General features: G+C 74.3%; 13 protein-coding genes. 8 read left to right on the top strand and 5 right to left on the bottom strand.

Annotated elements, in window-relative coordinates:
* Positions 1-128: 128 nt before the first annotated feature.
* A complete protein-coding gene (locus LO772_RS03865; RefSeq protein WP_231776922.1) occupies positions 129-476 on the top strand; it encodes a WXG100 family type VII secretion target in 348 nt (115 codons plus the stop codon).
* A 60-nt stretch (positions 477-536) separates the two neighbouring features.
* Complete coding sequence (locus LO772_RS03860; RefSeq protein WP_231776921.1) at positions 537-1,478, top strand: RICIN domain-containing protein; 942 nt, start codon at positions 537-539, stop codon at positions 1,476-1,478.
* 558 nt (positions 1,479-2,036) lie between these two features.
* Here the strand turns inward: LO772_RS03860 and LO772_RS03855 are convergent.
* From LO772_RS03855 to LO772_RS03845, 3 genes are all read right to left on the bottom strand, one after another.
* Entirely contained in the window at positions 2,037-6,671 is a 4,635-nt protein-coding gene (locus tag LO772_RS03855) for an FtsK/SpoIIIE domain-containing protein (protein WP_231776920.1), read from the bottom strand.
* Between the two features lie 79 nt (positions 6,672-6,750).
* Positions 6,751-8,019 (bottom strand): hypothetical protein, encoded by a 1,269-nt coding sequence (locus tag LO772_RS03850; RefSeq protein ID WP_231776919.1) that lies wholly within the window; start codon positions 8,017-8,019, stop codon positions 6,751-6,753.
* Positions 8,020-8,487: 468 nt separating this feature from the next.
* Entirely contained in the window at positions 8,488-9,153 is a 666-nt protein-coding gene (locus LO772_RS03845; RefSeq protein WP_231776918.1) for a TetR/AcrR family transcriptional regulator, read from the bottom strand.
* A 321-nt stretch (positions 9,154-9,474) separates the two neighbouring features.
* Between LO772_RS03845 and LO772_RS03840 the strand changes: the two genes are divergently transcribed.
* The 4 genes from LO772_RS03840 (at position 9,475) to LO772_RS03825 (ending at position 14,101) form a co-directional block, all read left to right on the top strand.
* Entirely contained in the window at positions 9,475-11,865 is a 2,391-nt protein-coding gene (locus tag LO772_RS03840) for a xanthine dehydrogenase family protein molybdopterin-binding subunit (RefSeq protein ID WP_231776917.1), read from the top strand.
* Entirely contained in the window at positions 11,862-12,737 is an 876-nt protein-coding gene (locus LO772_RS03835) for an FAD binding domain-containing protein (protein WP_231776916.1), read from the top strand. The genes LO772_RS03840 and LO772_RS03835 overlap by 4 nt, the downstream gene beginning before the upstream one ends.
* Positions 12,730-13,215, top strand: a complete 486-nt coding sequence (locus tag LO772_RS03830) for a (2Fe-2S)-binding protein (protein ID WP_231776915.1) — start codon at positions 12,730-12,732, stop codon at positions 13,213-13,215. The genes LO772_RS03835 and LO772_RS03830 overlap by 8 nt, the downstream gene beginning before the upstream one ends.
* 73 nt (positions 13,216-13,288) lie before the next feature.
* On the top strand, positions 13,289-14,101 hold the full coding sequence (locus LO772_RS03825) for an SRPBCC family protein (RefSeq protein ID WP_231776914.1): 813 nt from the start codon (positions 13,289-13,291) through the stop codon (positions 14,099-14,101).
* A gap of 135 nt (positions 14,102-14,236) precedes the next feature.
* Here the strand turns inward: LO772_RS03825 and LO772_RS03820 are convergent, their stop codons facing one another.
* Both LO772_RS03820 and LO772_RS03815 read right to left on the bottom strand, forming a co-directional pair.
* A complete protein-coding gene (locus LO772_RS03820) occupies positions 14,237-15,010 on the bottom strand; it encodes an enoyl-CoA hydratase-related protein (protein WP_231776913.1) in 774 nt (257 codons plus the stop codon).
* 98 nt (positions 15,011-15,108) lie between these two features.
* The gene (locus tag LO772_RS03815; protein WP_231776912.1) at positions 15,109-15,867 is read right to left on the bottom strand and encodes a YqjF family protein; all 759 of its coding nucleotides are present in this window, start codon (positions 15,865-15,867) and stop codon (positions 15,109-15,111) included.
* A 51-nt stretch (positions 15,868-15,918) separates the two neighbouring features.
* On the opposite strand from LO772_RS03815, the gene LO772_RS03810 reads away from it, so the two are divergent.
* Both LO772_RS03810 and LO772_RS03805 read left to right on the top strand, forming a co-directional pair.
* Positions 15,919-16,572 carry a TetR/AcrR family transcriptional regulator gene (locus LO772_RS03810; protein ID WP_231776911.1) on the top strand — a complete coding sequence of 218 codons (654 nt, stop codon included), beginning with the start codon at positions 15,919-15,921 and terminating at the stop codon, positions 16,570-16,572.
* Positions 16,573-16,712: 140 nt separating this feature from the next.
* Positions 16,713-17,486: a PaaI family thioesterase gene (locus LO772_RS03805; RefSeq protein ID WP_231776910.1), complete on the top strand. Its 774-nt coding sequence runs from the start codon at positions 16,713-16,715 to the stop codon at positions 17,484-17,486.
* Positions 17,487-18,049: the final 563 nt, after the last annotated feature.

Below are 18,049 nucleotides of genomic sequence, written 5' to 3'. Positions count from 1 at the left end.
CGTCGCGCCCCACCACCGCGTCGCGCGCGGAGCCGCACGCCGCACACCGCCGCACCGAACCGCCGCACTCCGCGGCGGCGTTCGCCCGTTCCACCGAGATTCCCCCCCGAGTTCCCGAGGAGCAAGCCATGGCTGTTGCCGGTTCCGACGTCCTGATCGATTACGACGCCATCGGCGCGACCGCGACGACGATGGCCAACAAACTGTCCGACATCTCCAACGAGTTGAAGACCCTGGAGGACACCGTCAGCGGCCTCCTCCAGGAAGGCCTCGTCTTCGAGAAGGCCAGCCCCGCGCTCCAGGAGGCGTACACGCAGTTCACGACGCAGATGAAAAGCTCCGCGGCCAACATCCAGGCGTACGCGGACAACTTCAAGAACATCGCGACGTCCATCGCCGACTCGGACGAGAAGATGATGGGCGAGATCCGCAAGGCCACCGCCGAGGCGGCGGCCGAGGCCGCCAAGAACCAGTAACCGCCCCGACTCCGGGGCGCGGCCCCGCCCGCACCCCGATGGCACGACCTACGGAGTCCCGTGTCGAACACCGGCAACAAGCCGTCCTCCTTCGGGCAGGCGTTCGCCCGGAAGCCCGGAACGCCCCGGCGCGGGCTCGTCCCGGGCCGCCGCGTGTGGGCGACGGTCGCGTCCACCACGGCCGTCGTGACCGCCTGCGTCCTGCTGCCGCCGCTCATCGCGGGGGCCGCGTCGGACGACGGGGGCAAGGCGGACGACGGGGGCGTGGTCGCCGTCCAGGGCCCGGCCCCGGACAGCGCCGCGGCGCTCCCCGGCCCGCCGCCGGAAGAGCCACCGGCCGCCTCGGCGGACCCGGCCGCGGCGTCGCCGAGCGACACCCCGCCCGCGTCCTCGCCGCCACCGGCACCGCCGGTGCAACCGCCGCCCGCCGCACCCGAAACGGCGCCGGGCACGTCGGCGGCGGGCACGACCGGGGCGGCCGGAACCGGGGGGACGGGCCCGGCCCCGCCCGCCGCGCCCAAGCCCGCCCCGGCCACCACCAAGGCGGCCCCGAAGACCACCGCGCGGCAGCCCGCCGCGGCTCCCGCCCCGGCGGCGCCGGTCCAACAGCCGCCGCCCGCGCCCGCGGTGCCCGGCAATCCGTTGGTGAACCCGCACTCGGGGAAATGCCTCAGCGGCTCGGCGGGTTCCGACGGGACCCACCTGATCCTGTGGTCGTGCAACGGCAACGTGAACCAGAAATGGGACTTCGCGTCGGACGGCACGATCCGCACCAAGGGCCTGTGTATGGACGCCGCGTGGGGGAGCCACGACGACGGAACGATCATCCAGATCGCGTACTGCAGCGGCAACCCCGCGCAGCAGTTCGTCCTCCGCAACGGCCAGTTGATCTTCAAACCGGCGAACAAGTGCGTCGACATCGTCGGCGGCTACAACGACGGCAACGCGATCAAACTGTGGACGTGCAACGGGGGCGACAACCAGCGCTGGACCCGCGGCTGACCCGGGGCCGGCCCGCCCGCGTATGACGCGAGTGGGCCGGCCCCGCGCTGATGCCCGCGTCAACCGCCGCGGGGCGGTATTCACGTCAACCGCCGTGGGGGGGCGGCGTTCACCGTGTGCGGCCTCGGCGGTACTCGCTCCGCGCCCCTGACTCGGCGCGTGGAGAGCCTCGCCGGTATGCGCGCCGCGACCCCGGCTCGGCGGCGATGGTGACGGCACCACGAAGTCCCACCTCGCGGTCGCCCCGGTCGCCGTCCCCGCGCCCGCACCGCGTGCCGCGCCGCGCTGATCCGAGGTCGCGCCCGGGCCCGCGTGTCGGCGCGCGGGCGGGTGTGTCGGGAGGCCGTCCGGGCCCGGCCCGGCGCCGCGCCGCCCTCGCCCGAAGCCCCCCGGGCGCGTGTGTCGGCGCGGCGGGCGGGCTTGCGTTCACCGGCACAGCGAAGGCCTCGTTCGCCGTCGTCCCGTCGGGCGTGTCGGTGGGACGTCCGGGCCCGGTCCGGTCGGCGTCGAGGTCGTCCGGGGGCTCCGCGAGGCCCGCGTCCGCGGCGTCATCCGGCGTTACCCGCCCAGGACCGTCAGCGGGATCTGGATCGCGATCGCCGTGCCGCCCTCGCCCGCGGTCCAGGCTCGTCCTTCGGGCAGCCGGGCGCGCACCTGTTCGGCCGAGAGGCGTACGCCGATCAGGTCGGCCTCGCCCAGGCTCTTCGGGCCCAGCAGGAGGCCGCGGCGGGAACGGCGCGCCATGCCGACCCAGCCGAGGGCGTTCATCGACTCCGCGAGGCCGCCCACGAGCAGGCCTTGGCCGCGGTCGCGGCCGGAGGTCGCGACGCGGCGCAGGACGGAGTCGGCGCTCGCGTTCAGCAGCAGGTCGGCGTCGTCGACCACGACCACGACCGGTTCGCCGTCGACGGCGCGCAGCGCGTCGGTCAGCGACTCGGGCGACGGGTCGGGGTCGGCCAGCACCTGGGCGAGGTCGTGCGACGCGAGCCTGCGCAGCTGCGAGTCGCGCGGGGTCAGCACGATCAGCCGGGTACCGCCCATCAGCAGCGACACCGACATCGCGGCCAGCGTGGTGGTGCGTCCGCTGCGCGGCGGCCCGGCGACCATGAACGAGCCGCCGCCGGCCGCGAAGTCGTACCCGACGGGCTCGACGGCGTCGCCGCCGACGCCCAGCAGAGCCCACAGCGGCCTGTGCGCCGCGGCCGGGACGCGTTCGGCCGCCTCCTGGAAGCCGATGAGCGTCGGCATCTCGCGGACCGGGAACGGGCGCCGCAGCGGGGAGACCGACGCGTCGCGGGCGGTGGTGCGCCGGCCGATCTCCCGCAGCGCGTCCGCCTGGTCGTTGGCCGCGCCCCGTTCGCCGCCCTCGTCGTCCGCCAGGCCGCCCGGCACCAGCGCGATCTGCGCCTCGACGCCGCCGGGACTGTTCCACCCCCGGCCCGGAGGCACGACCGTCGGGGCGTTGGCCCGGGTGATGTCCGCCAGGTGGTAGTCGCTCGGGTCGGCCTGCCGCAGCAGCAGCCGCCGGTCGTTGTGCGCCGCCAACCGGCCGCCCAGCAGCACGCGTTCGGACGTGGCGATGACGTGGATGCCCGCCGCGGCGCCCTCGCGCAGCAGGCGTACGACCTCGGCGTAGACGCGTCCGCCGTCGTAGTCGTCGAGGAGCATGCTGAGCGCGTCCCAGCCGTCGATGAGCACGAGCAGGTGGGCGGGGCGCTGTTCCTTGGGGAGCCTGGTCCGCAGCTCGGCGATGCTCGCGCAGTCGTGGTGGGAGATCAGCCGCTGGCGGCGCGACAGTTCGCCGGCCAGCCGGGTGAGCAGCCGGTCCAGGCGGTCGAGATCGTGCCGCGAGACCACGGCTCCGCAGTGCGGCAGCGATTCGAGGACGTTCAGGCCGCCGCCGGCCGCGTCGATGCCGTACATGTGCAGGTCCGCGCACGAGATCCACAGCGCCGCCGACGCCGCGATCGTGCGCAGCACCTGGGTACGGCCGGACCGCGGCGCGCCGATCACGTACAGGTGCCCGAACGAGGCGAAGTCGATGGCGCCCAGGCGGCGTTGCTGGAGCGCGGGGACGTCGAACAGCGCGTACGGCACCAACGGCAGCGCGCCGGGCTCCGGTTCGGGGGACGGCGGCAGCTCGTCCAGCCACACTTCGTCGCGCATCGGCGGCAGCCACGGGCTCTTCTGCGGCGTGAAGTCGTCCAGGAGCGCCGCGGCACGGCGAATGGCATCGACCAACACGCCGAGGTCGGTGGGGAGTTCGGCGGGCAGCCGGGACGCCGCGGTGCCGGTCGGGTCGGCCTCGGGGACGTCGTCCCCGACCACGAGGTCCAGGGGCCTGCCGAGGCGGCTCCACGGCACCTCCACGCTGCGGAGGGGACGTGCGGACTCGTCGGCGGTCTCGGTCGCCGCCGCACCGGGGCGTTCGGCGCCGACGTACGCGGTCTGCAACGGCGTCGGTGCGCCGGCGCCGCGCCGGATCAGCGCCCGTCCCGGGTTGCCCGGCGAAATCCCCGCGGCGTCCGGGGCGTTGATGATGTCCTGGCTCTCGGACCGGTCGGTGACCCGCAGGGCGATGCGCAGGTTCGTGTTCGCCTTGATCTCGTTGTTGACGGACCCGCCGGGGCGCTGCGTCGCCAGGATGAGGTGCAGGCCGAGCGAACGGCCGCGCTGGGCGAGGCTGATGAGCCCCGGGACGAACTCCGGGAGTTCGCGGACGACGGTGGCGAACTCGTCGATGACGACGAGCAGCCGCGGCAGCGCGGGGAGTTCGGGATCGCGTGCCCGTTTCAGGCGGTATTCGGGGTGGTCCTTGGCCTCGACGTCGGCGAGCAGTTGCTCGCGGCGCCGCAACTCGGCGTCCAGCGACGCCAGGGCGCGCTTGACCAGGTGGCCGTCGAGGTCGGTGATCATGCCCAGTGTGTGCGGGAGTTCGGCGCACTCACGGAACGCGCTGCCGCCCTTGTAGTCGACCAGGACGAACGCGAGTTCGTCCGGCCGGTTCGCGGCGGCGAACGACGCGATCATCGTCTGCAGCAGCTCGGACTTGCCGGAGCCGGTGGTGCCGCCGATGAGACCGTGGGGGCCGTCGCGGACCAGGTCGATCCGTACGGCGCCCTCATAGCCCGAGCCCAGGACGAACGAGGTCGACATCGGGCGGCGCGCCCACGCGAGGAGCAGCGCCTCGGGGGAGGGCGGCTCCTGGCCGATCAGCGGGAGCAGCCGCACCTCGGACGGCAGGCCCGAGTCGCTGTCCACCGTCACGTCGCGGACCGGCGCGAGCGCGCGGGCGACCTCGTCGCACCACTCGGTGTCGACCAGGTCGGCCCGGACACCCTCGACGGCGGGAAAGCCCGAGACGCGGACCGTCAGCCGGTTGCCCTCGGCGGCCACGACACACGTGCATTCCTCGGGCAGCAGGTGGTCGCGCTCGTCGAGGCACAGCGAGAACACGCGCAGCGCCGGTCCGTCGGTGAGCACCTGCACCACTCCGGGGATGTCGCGGAGCCGGCGCGCGCCGTCGAAGACGACCAGGATGTCCGGTTCGCGTTGGAGTGTGGCGCCGAGCGCGGACGACGACGCCGCGTCCGCCCGGGTCTGGATCTCGGCGATCAGCTCGTTGACGCGGTGCGCGGTGCTCTCCGGGTCGTTGCCGAGGCCGATGACGGACGCGTCGGCGCGGCCGGGCCGCAGATGCGGCAGCCACCGCACCCAACTCCACGCGGCGGCGTGCTCGTCGTGGGTGAGCACGACGACGCGCAGGTCGCGCGGGCTGTGCAGAACCGCGGCCTGGGCGACCGCCCAGCAGGCGACGGTGCGCGGCGTGCCGCCGGTTCCGCTCACGCCGACGACGCCCAGGTCGGCGAGTTCGACGCCGAAAGGCACGTCGGCGAGCCGCCAGTGCACCGACCGGTGGTTGGAGTCGCGGGCCTGGTCGTCGATGCGCTTGAGGGACGGCCGGGTGACGGTGCCGAGCCGGACGGTCAGGTGGTCGGGGTCGCGGCGGCGGCGCTCCCACAGCGTGCGGCCGGGGCCGGTGGCGGTGAGGAGGACGGCCGCCGGGTCGGGGAACGTCTCGTTGCGCAACCGGCGTTCGTCGACCGTCGCCTCGCGCATCTCCCGTTCGGAGAACGCCCGGCGGACCCGGTACACGCGCATCGTCTCCTCGTGGTGCCTTCGCCCCGTGCGGCGGCCGGTGAGCCAGTTGCCCACCGCCATGATCGGGGTGAAGAGGATGAAGATCGCGAAGTAGAACGACCGGAACAGCGCCATCATGACCATGCCCATGGCCAGCGGCATCATCATCATGAGGAACGGGAACGGCCGGGGGTGGGGCTTGCCGGGCGGCCCCTGCAGCGTGAGCGACTCGGTGTCCAGGTGCGGCGCGATGCGCGGCGGGCGGTTGTACTCGACGCCGACGCCGTCGGCCGCGGTGTTGACCGCCGCGTCCGGCTCGGTGGGCCGGTGCACCCGCAACAGGTGGTCGCCGAGCGAGAGATCGGCGAACGCGGGCCACTCCTCGGAGCCGTCGTCGGGAGGCGGCAGTTCGCCGACCGGCCGCGGCGGCGGCAGCGGGAGGCCGTCGGGCCCCGGCGGCGCGGGCTCGGCGGTGTGGCCGCCCGGCCCGCCGTCCTCGGGGCCGGCGGGCTCCTCGTTGGTCAGGGGCGTGCCGGTGTCCGGGTCGACGGGCGGCGGCGGGGTGAGGCTGCGCAGCCCGCAGTGCTCGGCGGGGGCGTCGGGGGCCAGGCGGAAGGTGACCGTGCCGTCCGCGCCGACGGTGATCCACGTGCCGCGGGCCGGTGCCGCGCCGCCGTGCAGCCGCAGCGCGCACCCGCGTTCGGTGCCGATCTCGTGGCTTCCCGGCCCGAGCCGCCACACCCGCCCGGCGCGCGGCCCCGAGACGTGCCGGACCTCCACCAACACCGGTTCGCCGTCCGGGACGTGCCACGCGTCGGCGGCGCCGTCCCGGTGGACGGGGATGCCCAGCCCGAGGACCGCGCCCTCGCGGATCCCGCTCGCGGCGACCGGCAGGTCGGGGTTGAGCGGCCGATGCCCGAGGAACACCGCGCGCCCGGCCCCGGGTTCGTCGAGGACCGCACCGAGCCGGCCCACGGTCGCCCCGGCGGGCAGGTCGACGACGTGGTCCCGCCGTCGGCCCTGCGGGTCCGCGGTGGTCAGGGTGAGTTTCACGGAACTCCAGCGGGGGACGGGCCGAGCGGTCGCGTCGGCGGGACGAAGGGGCGGGGGCGCGGCGGGGTCCGGCGCCGGGTCACGTGCCCGGCGTGCGGGTCGGGCCCGCGGGCGTCGACGTCCGGGCCTGGGGCGCGGATTCCGCGGCGGCGGACGGGCGGGTCGAGGACACCGGCGCGGCGGGCGGGGGTGCGGGCGCGGTCGCCTCGGCGCTGCGGGCGCGGGCGGGCGACGAGGCGCCGACCGTCGACTCCGCGAAGTCGTGCCACGCGTCGGGGTCCGTGCCGGTCGTCGGGCCCGCGTGCGGGACGGTGGCCGGTTCCTCCTCGAACAGCCCGGCGGACGCGCCGCCCGGCAGGGCCGTCGCGGCCGGGGCCGGCGGCAGGACGGGCGGGATGTGCCGGAGAACGCGGGCGACCGCGAGCCCGAGAGCCGTACACCGGACCAGCAACGGCGTTCCGACGACGGCGAGTTGCCCGCGCCGGTCGGTGAGCAGCGCACGGACGTGCCCGCGTCCTTCGCCCTGGACCAGCACGCGCAGGCCGGGGGCGTCGAGGTCGGTCGGCAGCGGGTCGGGCAGCTCGGCGGCGACCAGCACCGGCGGGATGTCCAGGCGCGGCGGCGTGCGCCGGGCCTCGCGATAGGCGTCGCGCACGGGGATGCCGCGGAACGCCGGGTGCACGCCCTCGGCGACGACGACCAGCGACTCCGGGAGCCGCGCGTCCACTTGGGCCGCGAGCGCCTGGAGGACGGCGTGGCGCGAGCGCCGGTCGCCGTCGACGCCGACCATGGGCGGTCCGACCGACAGGTCGAGGAACGCGCAGCGGCGTTCGGTCGTGCCCAGGGCCGCCACCACGGGACGCGCGCCGTCCGCTTCCGGTGTCGCGGACGGCAGTTCGGTGCGGGCGGTGGTCCACAGGTGCCCGTCCTCGCCCGGGACCACACCCCAAATCCCCTTCGGGGCGGGGATGTTCGCCCCGGCCAGCAGCACGCTGACGGTGCGCGGGCCGACGATCGCCGCGTACGGGCGGGCCGGAGCGGCGGCGATCCGCGCGGCGCTCAGGGCGCGTTCGGCGTCGCGCCAGGTCGTCGGGTTGCGCAACAGGCGTACCAGCAACCGCAGATCGCCGCGGTGACGGGACCACGCGCGCACCGGGGCGGCGAACGCGTTGGCGGTGAGGGCGACTTCCCGGCACAGCCAGCGCCACCACGCCTTCCACCCGCCCTTCCGCATGGCCCACCAGCGGAGCAGCAGGAACACCACGAGCACGGCGCCGACGATGCCGAGCCAGCGGAAGATGGTGTCCCGGTGGTCGCGGAAGAAGTCGAACGGATCCGTATTCCTCATGCCGTCGAATCTCCTGTCACCCTTGCCCGCGCGCGGTGTCGGCGACCGAGAGGGTGCGTGCACGGCGCAAAGACGGCAAACCTCCCGGTCACGGCACCCGGCTGTGGACTGTCCGCCTCTATGTACGACGCAACGCGCCCGAAGGTTCGATTCCCCGCACGACGTCTTCGGGAACGAGGGCCCGGCGGGGTGCCCGGCGGTCGGGGGCGGGCGGCGGGCGCGGCGACCCGACGGGGGCGGCTTCTCGGGGCTCCGCGACACCACCTCGGGCCGAGCCGGAGGCGGTCTCGCCATCGGCCGCACCCAGGCGGTCCGCGCGGAACGCCCGACGCGGCCAGGGACCCACGAAGTCCCCGCCTCGCGCCGCGAATTGCCCTGTGGCAGGCGTGCGGTGCGGTGCGGGTCGTCAGCCCCGGGCCGTGATCTTCGCGGCGCGTTCTCGACGGCGGGTGAAGCCCCCGGTCCGCGTTACGGTTTGCCTTGCGGGAGGGAAGCCGCGCGGTAGGGGCCGTCGGCCGTGTGGTCCGTCGGGGCCGGGACGCGCGCGTCCGCCGGGGGCGGTGCGGCCGATCGCCGCAGGATGCTCTCGACCAGCGCCAGCGTCTCCTCGTGCCCGAAGGTCATGCCCAGCCCGCTCTCCAGCATGAGCGTCCGGGAGATCGCGGCGGTCAGCACCGTCACCGCGACCGGCGGGAGGCCGTCGAGGTCGATGCCGTCCTCGGCGACCCGCCGTGTCAGGGCCTCCAGTTGGAGGCGGCGGTACCGCTCCGCCGCCTCCGCGATCTCGGCGCGGATCGCCTTGCGGTGGTTGGCCAGCGCCATGAACTCCATGATGAGCGCGGTGCCCGGCTGGCTGCTGAGGTCCCACAGCGCGCGCAGCGGCTCGGGGGAGTCGAGGATGCGGGCGTGCCGTGCGGTCTCGTCGTCGGCGCGGCGGCGCAGCAGGGCGAGGAAGAGGTCGTCGAGCGTGCCGAAATGGTAGAGCACCAGCGCGGGCGCCACCCCGGCCTCGCGCGCGACCCGGCGGACACCGACCGCGGCGTACCCCTCCTCCAGCATGAGCCGCTCCGCGACGTCGAGGAGGACGAAGCGGGTCTTGGACTTCTCGGTGCCATGCCGGCGCGGCGCTGTCATGGCGACATTGTGCTTGACGGCGTCCGAGGCTCTGCGTTAAACACTTGTTTAGCGTACAAGGGGGACCCTCTACCCGCCATCGAATCACCAGAAACGCCGCAGAACGGCCGGGGAGCCCACCCGACACCCGCCCGCCGCCACCGTGTCCCGCAGGGCGGGAGCACCCCAGGCCACCCACCCGTGACACGCCGACGCACGGGGCGCACGCCCGGGCTCGGCGGTCGGACCCGAAGCACAACGGAGGACCAGGCTGATGGCACCAACCGGATGCGCCCGACACGCCACGGGCGGACGGTCGAACGCCCCGATACGGGTGGGCCGATGACGATCTCGGATGCGCCCGCCGGCCGCTACACGGGCACCCGTGTGCCGCGCGTGGAGGACCCCCGGCTGCTGACCGGCACCGGCACGTACGTGGACGACGTCGTACGCCCCGGGATGCTGCACGCCTGCTTCGTCCGCAGCCCGATGGCCCGGGCCCGGATCAACGGCATCGACGTCTCGGAGGCCGTCGCCCTCGACGGTGTCCACGCCGTGTACGTCGCCGCCGACATCAACCCCCGCGTCCACGAGCAGTGGTACGGCATGGAGGGCCGCGACGCCGCCGACACCCCGCGTCCGCCGCTCGCCGACGACGAGGTGCGGTTCGTCGGCGACCCGGTCGCGGTGATCGTCGCCGACGACCGCTACATCGCCGAGGACGCCGCCGAGTTGGTGTTCGTCGACTACGAACCGCTCACACCGGTGGTCGACTACGCCGTCGCGCACGAGTCGACCGAGCTGGTGCACGCCGACTACCCGGGCAACCTGGTGGGGCAACTCGCCGGGCGTCCCGTGGCCGACCTCGACCCCGTCTTCGCGTCCGCGGCGCACGTCGTGCGCGAGACCATCCACCAGCAGTGCCACCTGCCGGTCCCCATGGAGACGCGCGGCCTCGTCGCCGAGTGGACCGGCCCCAGCGGTGAGATGACCCTGTGGGCGTCGAGCCAGTCCCCGCACGAGCTGCGGGGGTTCTGCGCGCGCGTGCTCGGCATCCCGGAGCACCGGGTGCGGGTCGTGATGCGCGACACCGGCGGCGGGTTCGGCCTCAAGCAGCTGCCGCAGCGCGAGGAGATGTGCGTCATGATCGCCGCGGCCAGGCTCGGCGTGGCACTCAAGTGGATCGAGGACCGGCAGGAGCACCTGCTCGCGTCCGGCCAGGCCCGGCACGAACACGCCGACGTGAGCATGGCGTTCGACGAGGACGGCACGCTGCTGGCGGCCGTGCTGGAACACGTCCAGGACGCGGGCGCGTACCCCACGCCGACTCCGGTCACCAGCGGCATGGCCGTCGCCCTGATGTTCCCCGGCCCGTACCGCATCCCCGAGGGCACGTTCTCGTCGAAGTTCATGTTCTCCAACACCAGCGGCCGTGTCGCCTACCGCGGGCCCTGGCAGTACGAGTCGGTGGCGCGCGAGGTCCTCCTCGACATCGCGGCCCGGCAGATCGGCATCGACCCGATCGAGCTGCGCCGCAAGAACATGCTGCGGCGCGACGAACTGCCGTATTCCAACTACATCGGCATGCCGTACGACAACATCACGCCGCTGGAGACGTTCGAGCAGGCGCTGGCGATCCTGGACTACGAGGCGTTCCGCCGCGAGCAGGAACTCGCCCGCGCCGAAGGGCGGTTCCTGGGCGTCGGCACGTGCACGTACGTCGAACCCACCGCGGGTGCCAACGCGTTCCTGTCCACCGAGGGCGCGACGATCCGGATCGAGCCGTCCGGCCGGGTCAACGTCTACACCTCCGGCGGCTCGTGTGGGAACAGCCTGGAGACCACCGCGAACCAGCTCGCCGCGGACGCGCTCGGCGTCCTCCTGGAGGACGTCAACAGCATCCAGGGTGACACCGCCGTCACGCCGTTCGGCGGCGGTACGGGCGGCAGCCGCTCGGGATCGATGGTCGCCGGCGCGATCGCCGAGACCGCGTCCGGCCTGCGCGAACGCATCCTCGCGATCGCCGCGCACAAGCTCGGCGTCCCCGTCGAGGAAGTCGAGTTCACCCGCAGCGTCGGCACCGCGGCGAGCAAGCCCGGCGAATCGGTCACGCTCGCCGAGATCGCCGACATCGCCTACTTCCGTGGCGACCAGCTCCCGCCCGGCGTGCCCGCCGGCCTGGAGGCGAGCGGCCGTTACCGCGCGCAGGCCCCGATGGTGTGGGCCAACGCCACGCACGTGTCCGTCGTCGAGGTCGACACCGTGACGGGCCACGTCAAGCTGCTGCGCCACATCGTCAGCGAGGACTGCGGGCCGATGATCAACCCCAACGTCGTCGAGGGCCAGATCTACGGCGGCACCGTCCAGGGCATCGGCGGCGCGTTGCTCGAGCACCTCGCGTACGACGAGGACGGCAACCCCGTCACCACCACGTTCATGGACTACCTGCTGCCCACCGCCACCGAGGTGCCGACCATCGAGATCGGCCACGTCGAGACGCCCGGCCCCGGCCCCGGCGGCCACAAGGGCGTCGGGGAAGGCGGAGCGATCGGGGCGCCGCCGGCCGTCATGAACGCGGTGGCCGACGCGCTCGCCCCGTTCGGGGTCAAGGTCACCCGAGGCCCCCTGTCGCCCTCGGCGATCGTCGAGCTGATCGAGGAAGCCCGCAGCAGGGCCGAAGCGGAAGGAACCCCGGTCGTGACCCCGACCGCCGACGGGACGGTGACCGCGTGAAGCCCGCACCGTTCGACTACCACGTGCCCGCCGACGCCGACGACGCCGTCGCCCTCCTCGCGGACCTGGGCGACGACGCCAAGGCCATCGCCGGCGGCCAGAGCCTCGTGCCGATGCTGGCACTGCGGCTCGCCGCCTTCGACCACCTCGTCGACCTGCGGAAGGTGGACGAGCTGCGGGGCATCGACAACCGCGGCGACTCCGTCTGGATCGGCGCCGGGACCACCCAGGCGACGATCCAGCGGTCGGACGACGTCCGGTCCGCCGTACCGCTTCTCGCCCGCGCGACGCCGCTGATCGGGCACTTCCAGATCCGCAGCCGCGGCACCATCGGCGGCTCGATCGCGCACGCCGACGCCTCCGCCGAACTCCCCGCGGCGGCACTGACGTTGGACGCCGAACTGGAGGCGTTGTCGCCGCGCGGACGCCGGACGATCCCCGCGTCCGAATTCTTCACCGGCATGTGGAGCACCGACCTGGCCCCGGACGAACTGCTCACCGGGATCAACTTCCCGGTGTGGTCCGGGCGTTGCGGGTTCGCCGTGGAGGAGTTCGCACGCCGCAGCGGCGACTTCGCGATCGCCGGCGCCATGGTCGCCGTCGGCCTCGGCGACGACGGCCGGATCGACCGGTGCGCCATCGGCCTGTTCGGCCTCGGCCCGACCACCTGCCGCGCCGCCGAGGCGGAGGCGGCACTGATCGGCACCGACCCCGAGGCCGCGGTGGCCGACGACGTCGCCAAGGCGGCGGTGTCGCCCCTGACCTCGGTCCCGGCGGATCTGCACGGATCGGCCGACTACCGCAAACGCGTGGGGGCGGCCATGGTGGCTCGCGCCTGGCGAAGTGCCGTACAGGAGGCAGTCCATGGCTGACGTCGACATCGTGGTCCGGGTCAACGGACAAGCACGGCGCGCGAAGGTGCCGCCGCGCCTGACCCTCGCCGACTTCCTGCGCGAGAAGTGCCGCCTCACCGGGACCCACCTCGGCTGCGAACACGGCGTCTGCGGCGCGTGTTCGGTGGTCGTGGACGGCGAAGCGGTGCGCTCCTGCCTGGTGTTCGCGGTGCAGGCCGACGGCGCCGAGGTCACCACCGTCGAGGGACTGGCCGGGCCCGAGGGCGAACTCTCGGTCGTCCAGGAGGCGTTCCGCGAGCACCACGGCCTCCAGTGCGGGTTCTGCACACCGGGATTCGTGGTCTCGGTCACCGCGTTCCTGGAGGAGAACCCCAAGCCCACCGACGAGGAGATCCTCGAAGCGCTCTCCGGCAACCTGTGCCGCTGCACCGGCTACCAGGGCATCATCAAGGCCGTCCGGGCCGCGGCGGACAAAGCCGCCGCGGGCGAAGCGTGACCCGTACGCCGCGCGGGACCACCGCCACCGTGACCGCCACCCCGACGAACAGCACCGCCGCGAAGGATTCCGCATGAAACTGGAGAACACGTTCAGCATTCCCGTCTCGGCGGAGGAGGCGTGGCAGGTCCTGCTCGACATCGAGCGCATCGCGCCGTGTGTGCCGGGCGCGACGCTGACGTCGAGCGAGGGGGACACCCACAAGGGCAAGGTCAAGGTCAAGCTCGGCCCGATCGGCCTGACGTACAACGGCACGGTCACGTTCCTGTCGCAGGACGCGGACGCCCAGGTCGTTGTCCTGGAGGCGGCCGGGCGCGAGATGCGCGGCAACGGGACCGCGAAGGCCCAGGTCACCTGCCGTCTCGTCGGCAACGGCGCGGCGACGGACGTGTTCGTCGAAACCGAACTGGCGATCACCGGCAAGCCGGCGCAGTTCGGCCGCGGCGCGCTCGCCGAGGTCTCCGGCGCGCTCATCGGCCAGTTCGCGGCCAACCTCGCGGAGGAACTGACCGCGTCCGCGCCCGCCGACGCCGCGAGCGAGGACACCGCGTCCGCCGCGACCACGGGCGCCGCGACGCCGGACGCCGCGGGCGGGGGCACCGCGACCGCGAGCGCCGCCACCTCGGACGGAACGACCGCGCCGACGCCGGGTGCCTCCGCTCCCGCGCCGGAGGCCGCGAGCGGCGACTCCGACGTCCGGATGCCCCCGCGCCGCGGCGCCGAGCCGTTGGACCTGCTGGAGGCCGCGGGCGGCGGAGTCCTCAAGGAGAAGGCACCGCTGGCCATCGCCGCCGCGGCGGCGCTCCTGCTCCTCGCCGTCGGCCTGCGCCGCCGCCCGCGCCCCGAGATCGTGTACGTGGGCTGCTGCTGCAACCCCGCGAAGTAGCGGCACCGGCCCCGGGAACGCCCGGTTCCGCGCCCGGCGCGAACCGGGCGTTCCCGTCGGGCGTTCCCGTCGGGCGTTCCCGTCGGGCGTTCCCGTCGGGCGTTCCCGTCGGGCGTTCCCGTCCTTACCCCCGTCTCACCGTCGCGCGCCCCACGCCGCGCTTCCCTTGCGCGACATCGACCACATCTGCGCGCCCCGCTCGATCTCGATCGACGAGTCCCACTGGGCGACCGTCAGCCCGTGTTCCAGGAGGGCGCTCTGCTTGATGCGCCGGGCCAGGACCGGGTCCGCCGCGGCGTGCCGGGTCAACTCCCGTCCGGTGGCCAGGAGTCGGTCCGCTTCCGCGGTGGCCCACGCGAGGCCCCGGGCGACCGCCTCCGTGCCCGTCAGGGGGATCCCGAGGGCGCCCAGCGCGATCGAGCCGCCGAGGCCGACGGTGCGTTGCAGCAGCGAGAGATGGCCGCCGCCGGGGTGGATGCCGCGGGCCAGGAAGCCACTGTCGAGGACCGCGTCGGGGGTGGCGATCAGCACGTCGACCGCGAGCGCGAGGTTCATGCCGGCCCCGACCGCGCCGCCCTCCACGAGGCCGACGGTCGGCACCGGGAGCCGGCCGATGTCGCGGAACGCGCCGTACACCGCGGAGATGGTCGCGACCGCCTCCGGCGTCGCCGGGTCCTTCGACGCCGCGGCGAGATCGCGCGTGTCGGCGCCGCTGCAGAAGTAGCCGCCGTTCGCGTCCACGATCAGCGCGCCGATGGTCTCGTCGTCGCGGACGGCCCGGCAGTGTTCCTTGATGAGCGCCGCCATGTCCAGCGTGATCGCGTTCTTCCGCTTCGCGCTGTTGAGCGTCAGCCGCGCCACCCCCGAGTCCACGGAGAACAGCACGGGCGCGGTCGCCGATTCGGACATCCTGCAATCCCTTCTCGAAGGTCTGCGGCCCGTGGCCGCCACCGCAAGCATGATCGCCGCCACCGTACGGAGCCGCGCCACCGCCCGGGGGCAACGCGTCAGCACGGCCGCCCGAAGCGCACCGGCACACCCGGCGAGAACAGCACGCTCACAGGCTCGCCCACGGGTTCGGGAAGCCCCGCCGCCACGATGAGTTCGCTGTCGTACGCCGTCAACTCCGCGCGCCGCAGCGGCCATCGCGGGTGCGCGTTGGGCAGGTAGCGCGTGCGTCCGCCGAGCCGGTGGTGCAGCCCCCACCGCGCCGTCACGAAGTGCTCCAGCTCGGTGGGCTGTGCAATGGGGTTGCCGATGCGCACGGTCACCCGGTTGTCGGCGCCGCGCCCGCGGTGCCGCGAACTCACGTACGCCACGGTGTCGTTGCCGCGGTGTACCGACATGCGCGACCACACGTAGGGCAGCCCGAAGCCCGCCCGGGCGGTGCCCACGGCGACCAGGCGCGACGCGTCCAGGGACAGGAACACGACGCCCCGGCGGCCCTGTTCGTCCACCGAGTAGAGCCGCACGTTGGTCTCCGGGAAGCTGCCCAGATACGGCAGGCCCGGCAGCCCGAGCCAGCCGACGCGGTGCATCCGGAACGGCACCAGGCCGATGTACGTCACGCCGTCGAGCGTGTCCGGCCGGGTGCCGGGCGGCAGCAGCGGTGCCACGTCGTCCGGCGCCGCCGCCCAGTGCACGAACGCGACGTCGCGCCACGACTGGGTGAGCAGCGGCCGGGCGATCGTCCGCGGGGCGTCGGGCGTCACCGGCTCGGGAACCGCCGGCGACGCGGAGGGGGAGGGGGAGGCAGAGGCGGCCATCGCGCCAGGATCCCAGACGCCCGTGTGCGGGGCGCCCCGTACAGTCGACGCATGACAGGCGGCACGACCGGCAGAGGCGCGCGGGGGCCGTATGCCCGGACGGCGCAGCGGCGCCGGGTCATCGCGGGCGCGGTGCTGGACATCGTGCTGGAGAAGGGGCACGGCGGCGTCACCACCGCCGAGGTGGCGCGCCGGTCCGGGTCGCGCGAGGCGACGGTGATGTACCACTATCCGACGCGGGACCACCTGCTGGTCGCGGCGTTGGAGCACGCCGAAGAAGAGGACTTCGAGCGGCACTTGGCGGGGAACGACGCCGAAGTCCTCGACCTGGAGGGCCTGCGCGCGTACGCCCGGGCGGTTCCGCGTCGGGAGAGCATCATGCGCCTGTACACCGCGCTGGCGGGCGACGCGACGGTCCCCGGGCATCCGGCGCAGGAGTACTTCGCGGGCCATTACCGTGCCGTGACCGACAAGTTCGCCGACCTGATCGCGCGGCGCCAGGCCGCCGGCCTGGCCCACCCGGGGCTCGATCCCGTCGAGGTCGCACGTCAGGTGATCGCGGTGTGGGACGGCCTGCAGGCGCAGTGGCTCGTCGACCCGGCGTTCGACCTCGGCGACCACCTGGTGGCGGCGTTCCGGCGGCTGACCGCGCAGAACTGGATGGAGGCCCGGCGGACCCTGCTCGACCCCGGGACGGGCCTGTGAGCCGCGCGGGGGGCGAGTGGGACGGAGATCACGGGGGCCGGGACGGTCCCGGCCGTCCACGAGAGTGTCGTTTGTTGATATCAAGAATGTGACTTCCGGTCGGCGCCCGCCGCCCGCACCGCCACGCTGAGGAGATGCCGGTGAGTGTCGACAGCCAGGAGCGCGGCGCCCGCGGGCACATCCTGACCGAGCTGGGCTTCACCCTGACCCGCGTCGGCGACGAGTTGCACGGCCAGGCCGCGATCACGCCCGAGATCCACGTTCCCGGGACCGCGCACCTGCGGACGTCCGTGCTCGTCGTGTGGGCCGACATCATCGCGGGCCACCTGGCCGCCCACGTGATCGCGCCGCGCGTCCCCGTCACCCTCGAACTCGACGTGCACCTGTTCCGCCCGGCTCCCGGCTCCGGCCTGCTGCGGGCGCGGGGGAGGACGGTGAAGGCGGGCCGCTCGGTCTTCGTCGCCGAGATCGAGTTCGCCGCGGAGGACGGCGAGCCGGTCGCGGTCTGCGGCGCCGCGTTCATGACCCAGCCGGACCCGTCGAAACGGCTGCCGCCCAAGCTGAGCGAGGATCTGCCGGTGACGGACGTGCTGTCCGTACCGCTGGCGGACCGCGCCGGCTGCGAGCGCCGGGAGCCGGGCGTCGCGGTGCTGCCCCGGTCCGAGGACGGGCTCAACGCCTCCGGGTCGGTCAACGGCGGGCTCATCGCCCTGGCCGTCGAGGAGGCCGTGCTGTCGCTCGTGCCGGGGGACACCCTCAGCTCGCTCGGGCTGCGCTACCTCGCGGCGGTCCGGGTCGGCCCGGCCGTCGCGACCGCCCGCCTCCGCGGCGGGGTGGCCCAGGTCGAACTGCGCGACGCGGGCACCGACAACCGCCTCGCGGCCATGGCCACCGCGCGCACCTTCGGCGGCTGAGGCACACATGCCGCACGTCCGGATGCCGCACGTCACATGGCGCACAGGAAGGTCGGCCTCGGCGCGCCTGCGCCCGTGCGGTGGTCCGCGTGACCGTGCGCCCGGCGCCGGTACGTCCGGGGGTCGCCTCACGTGCGGCGCTGCGCAACGAGCCCCCGCGGCGTCGCGGCGCCGCGCGCGCAGGGGTCCGCGTGACCGTGCGCCCGGGCGCCTCGCGTGCGGTCGTGTGCGACGAGCGCGTGCTCCGTCGCGGTGCCGCGTGTGCGGTGGTCCGCGTGACCGTGCGCCCGGCGCCCGTACGTCCGGGGGTCGCCTCGCGTGCGGCGCTGCGCAACGAGCCCCCGCGGCGTCGCGCCGCCGCGCGCAGGGGTCCGCGTGACCGTGCGCCCGGGCGCCTCGCGTGCGGTCGTGTGCGACGAGCCCGTGTTCCGTCGCGCCGCCTCGCGCGCGGGAACCCGCGTGACCGCAGTCCCGGTGGCCGTGCCCCGCGCCACAGTCCGCCCCCGAGGCCGCGCGTCGCGCCGGGAAGGTTGCCCTGGGCAACCATTCGAGAATATGGTTCT

It is taken from the genome of Yinghuangia sp. ASG 101 (assembly GCF_021165735.1).
In the GTDB taxonomy this organism is placed as follows: domain Bacteria; phylum Actinomycetota; class Actinomycetes; order Streptomycetales; family Streptomycetaceae; genus Yinghuangia.
The sequence above is the reverse complement of the archived record's forward strand: the minus strand, read 5'-3'. Positions and strand labels throughout refer to the sequence as shown.

Coding starts and splice junctions, on each gene's coding strand:
- LO772_RS03850 (WP_231776919.1), bottom strand. CDS start 8,019: ATGAGGAATACGGATCCGTTCGACTTCTTCCGCGACCACCGGGACACC.
- LO772_RS03830 (WP_231776915.1), top strand. CDS start 12,730: ATGGCTGACGTCGACATCGTGGTCCGGGTCAACGGACAAGCACGGCGC.
- LO772_RS03825 (WP_231776914.1), top strand. CDS start 13,289: ATGAAACTGGAGAACACGTTCAGCATTCCCGTCTCGGCGGAGGAGGCG.
- LO772_RS03840 (WP_231776917.1), top strand. CDS start 9,475: ATGACGATCTCGGATGCGCCCGCCGGCCGCTACACGGGCACCCGTGTG.
- LO772_RS03810 (WP_231776911.1), top strand. CDS start 15,919: ATGACAGGCGGCACGACCGGCAGAGGCGCGCGGGGGCCGTATGCCCGG.
- LO772_RS03815 (WP_231776912.1), bottom strand. CDS start 15,867: ATGGCCGCCTCTGCCTCCCCCTCCCCCTCCGCGTCGCCGGCGGTTCCC.
- LO772_RS03820 (WP_231776913.1), bottom strand. CDS start 15,010: ATGTCCGAATCGGCGACCGCGCCCGTGCTGTTCTCCGTGGACTCGGGG.
- LO772_RS03865 (WP_231776922.1), top strand. CDS start 129: ATGGCTGTTGCCGGTTCCGACGTCCTGATCGATTACGACGCCATCGGC.
- LO772_RS03845 (WP_231776918.1), bottom strand. CDS start 9,153: ATGACAGCGCCGCGCCGGCATGGCACCGAGAAGTCCAAGACCCGCTTC.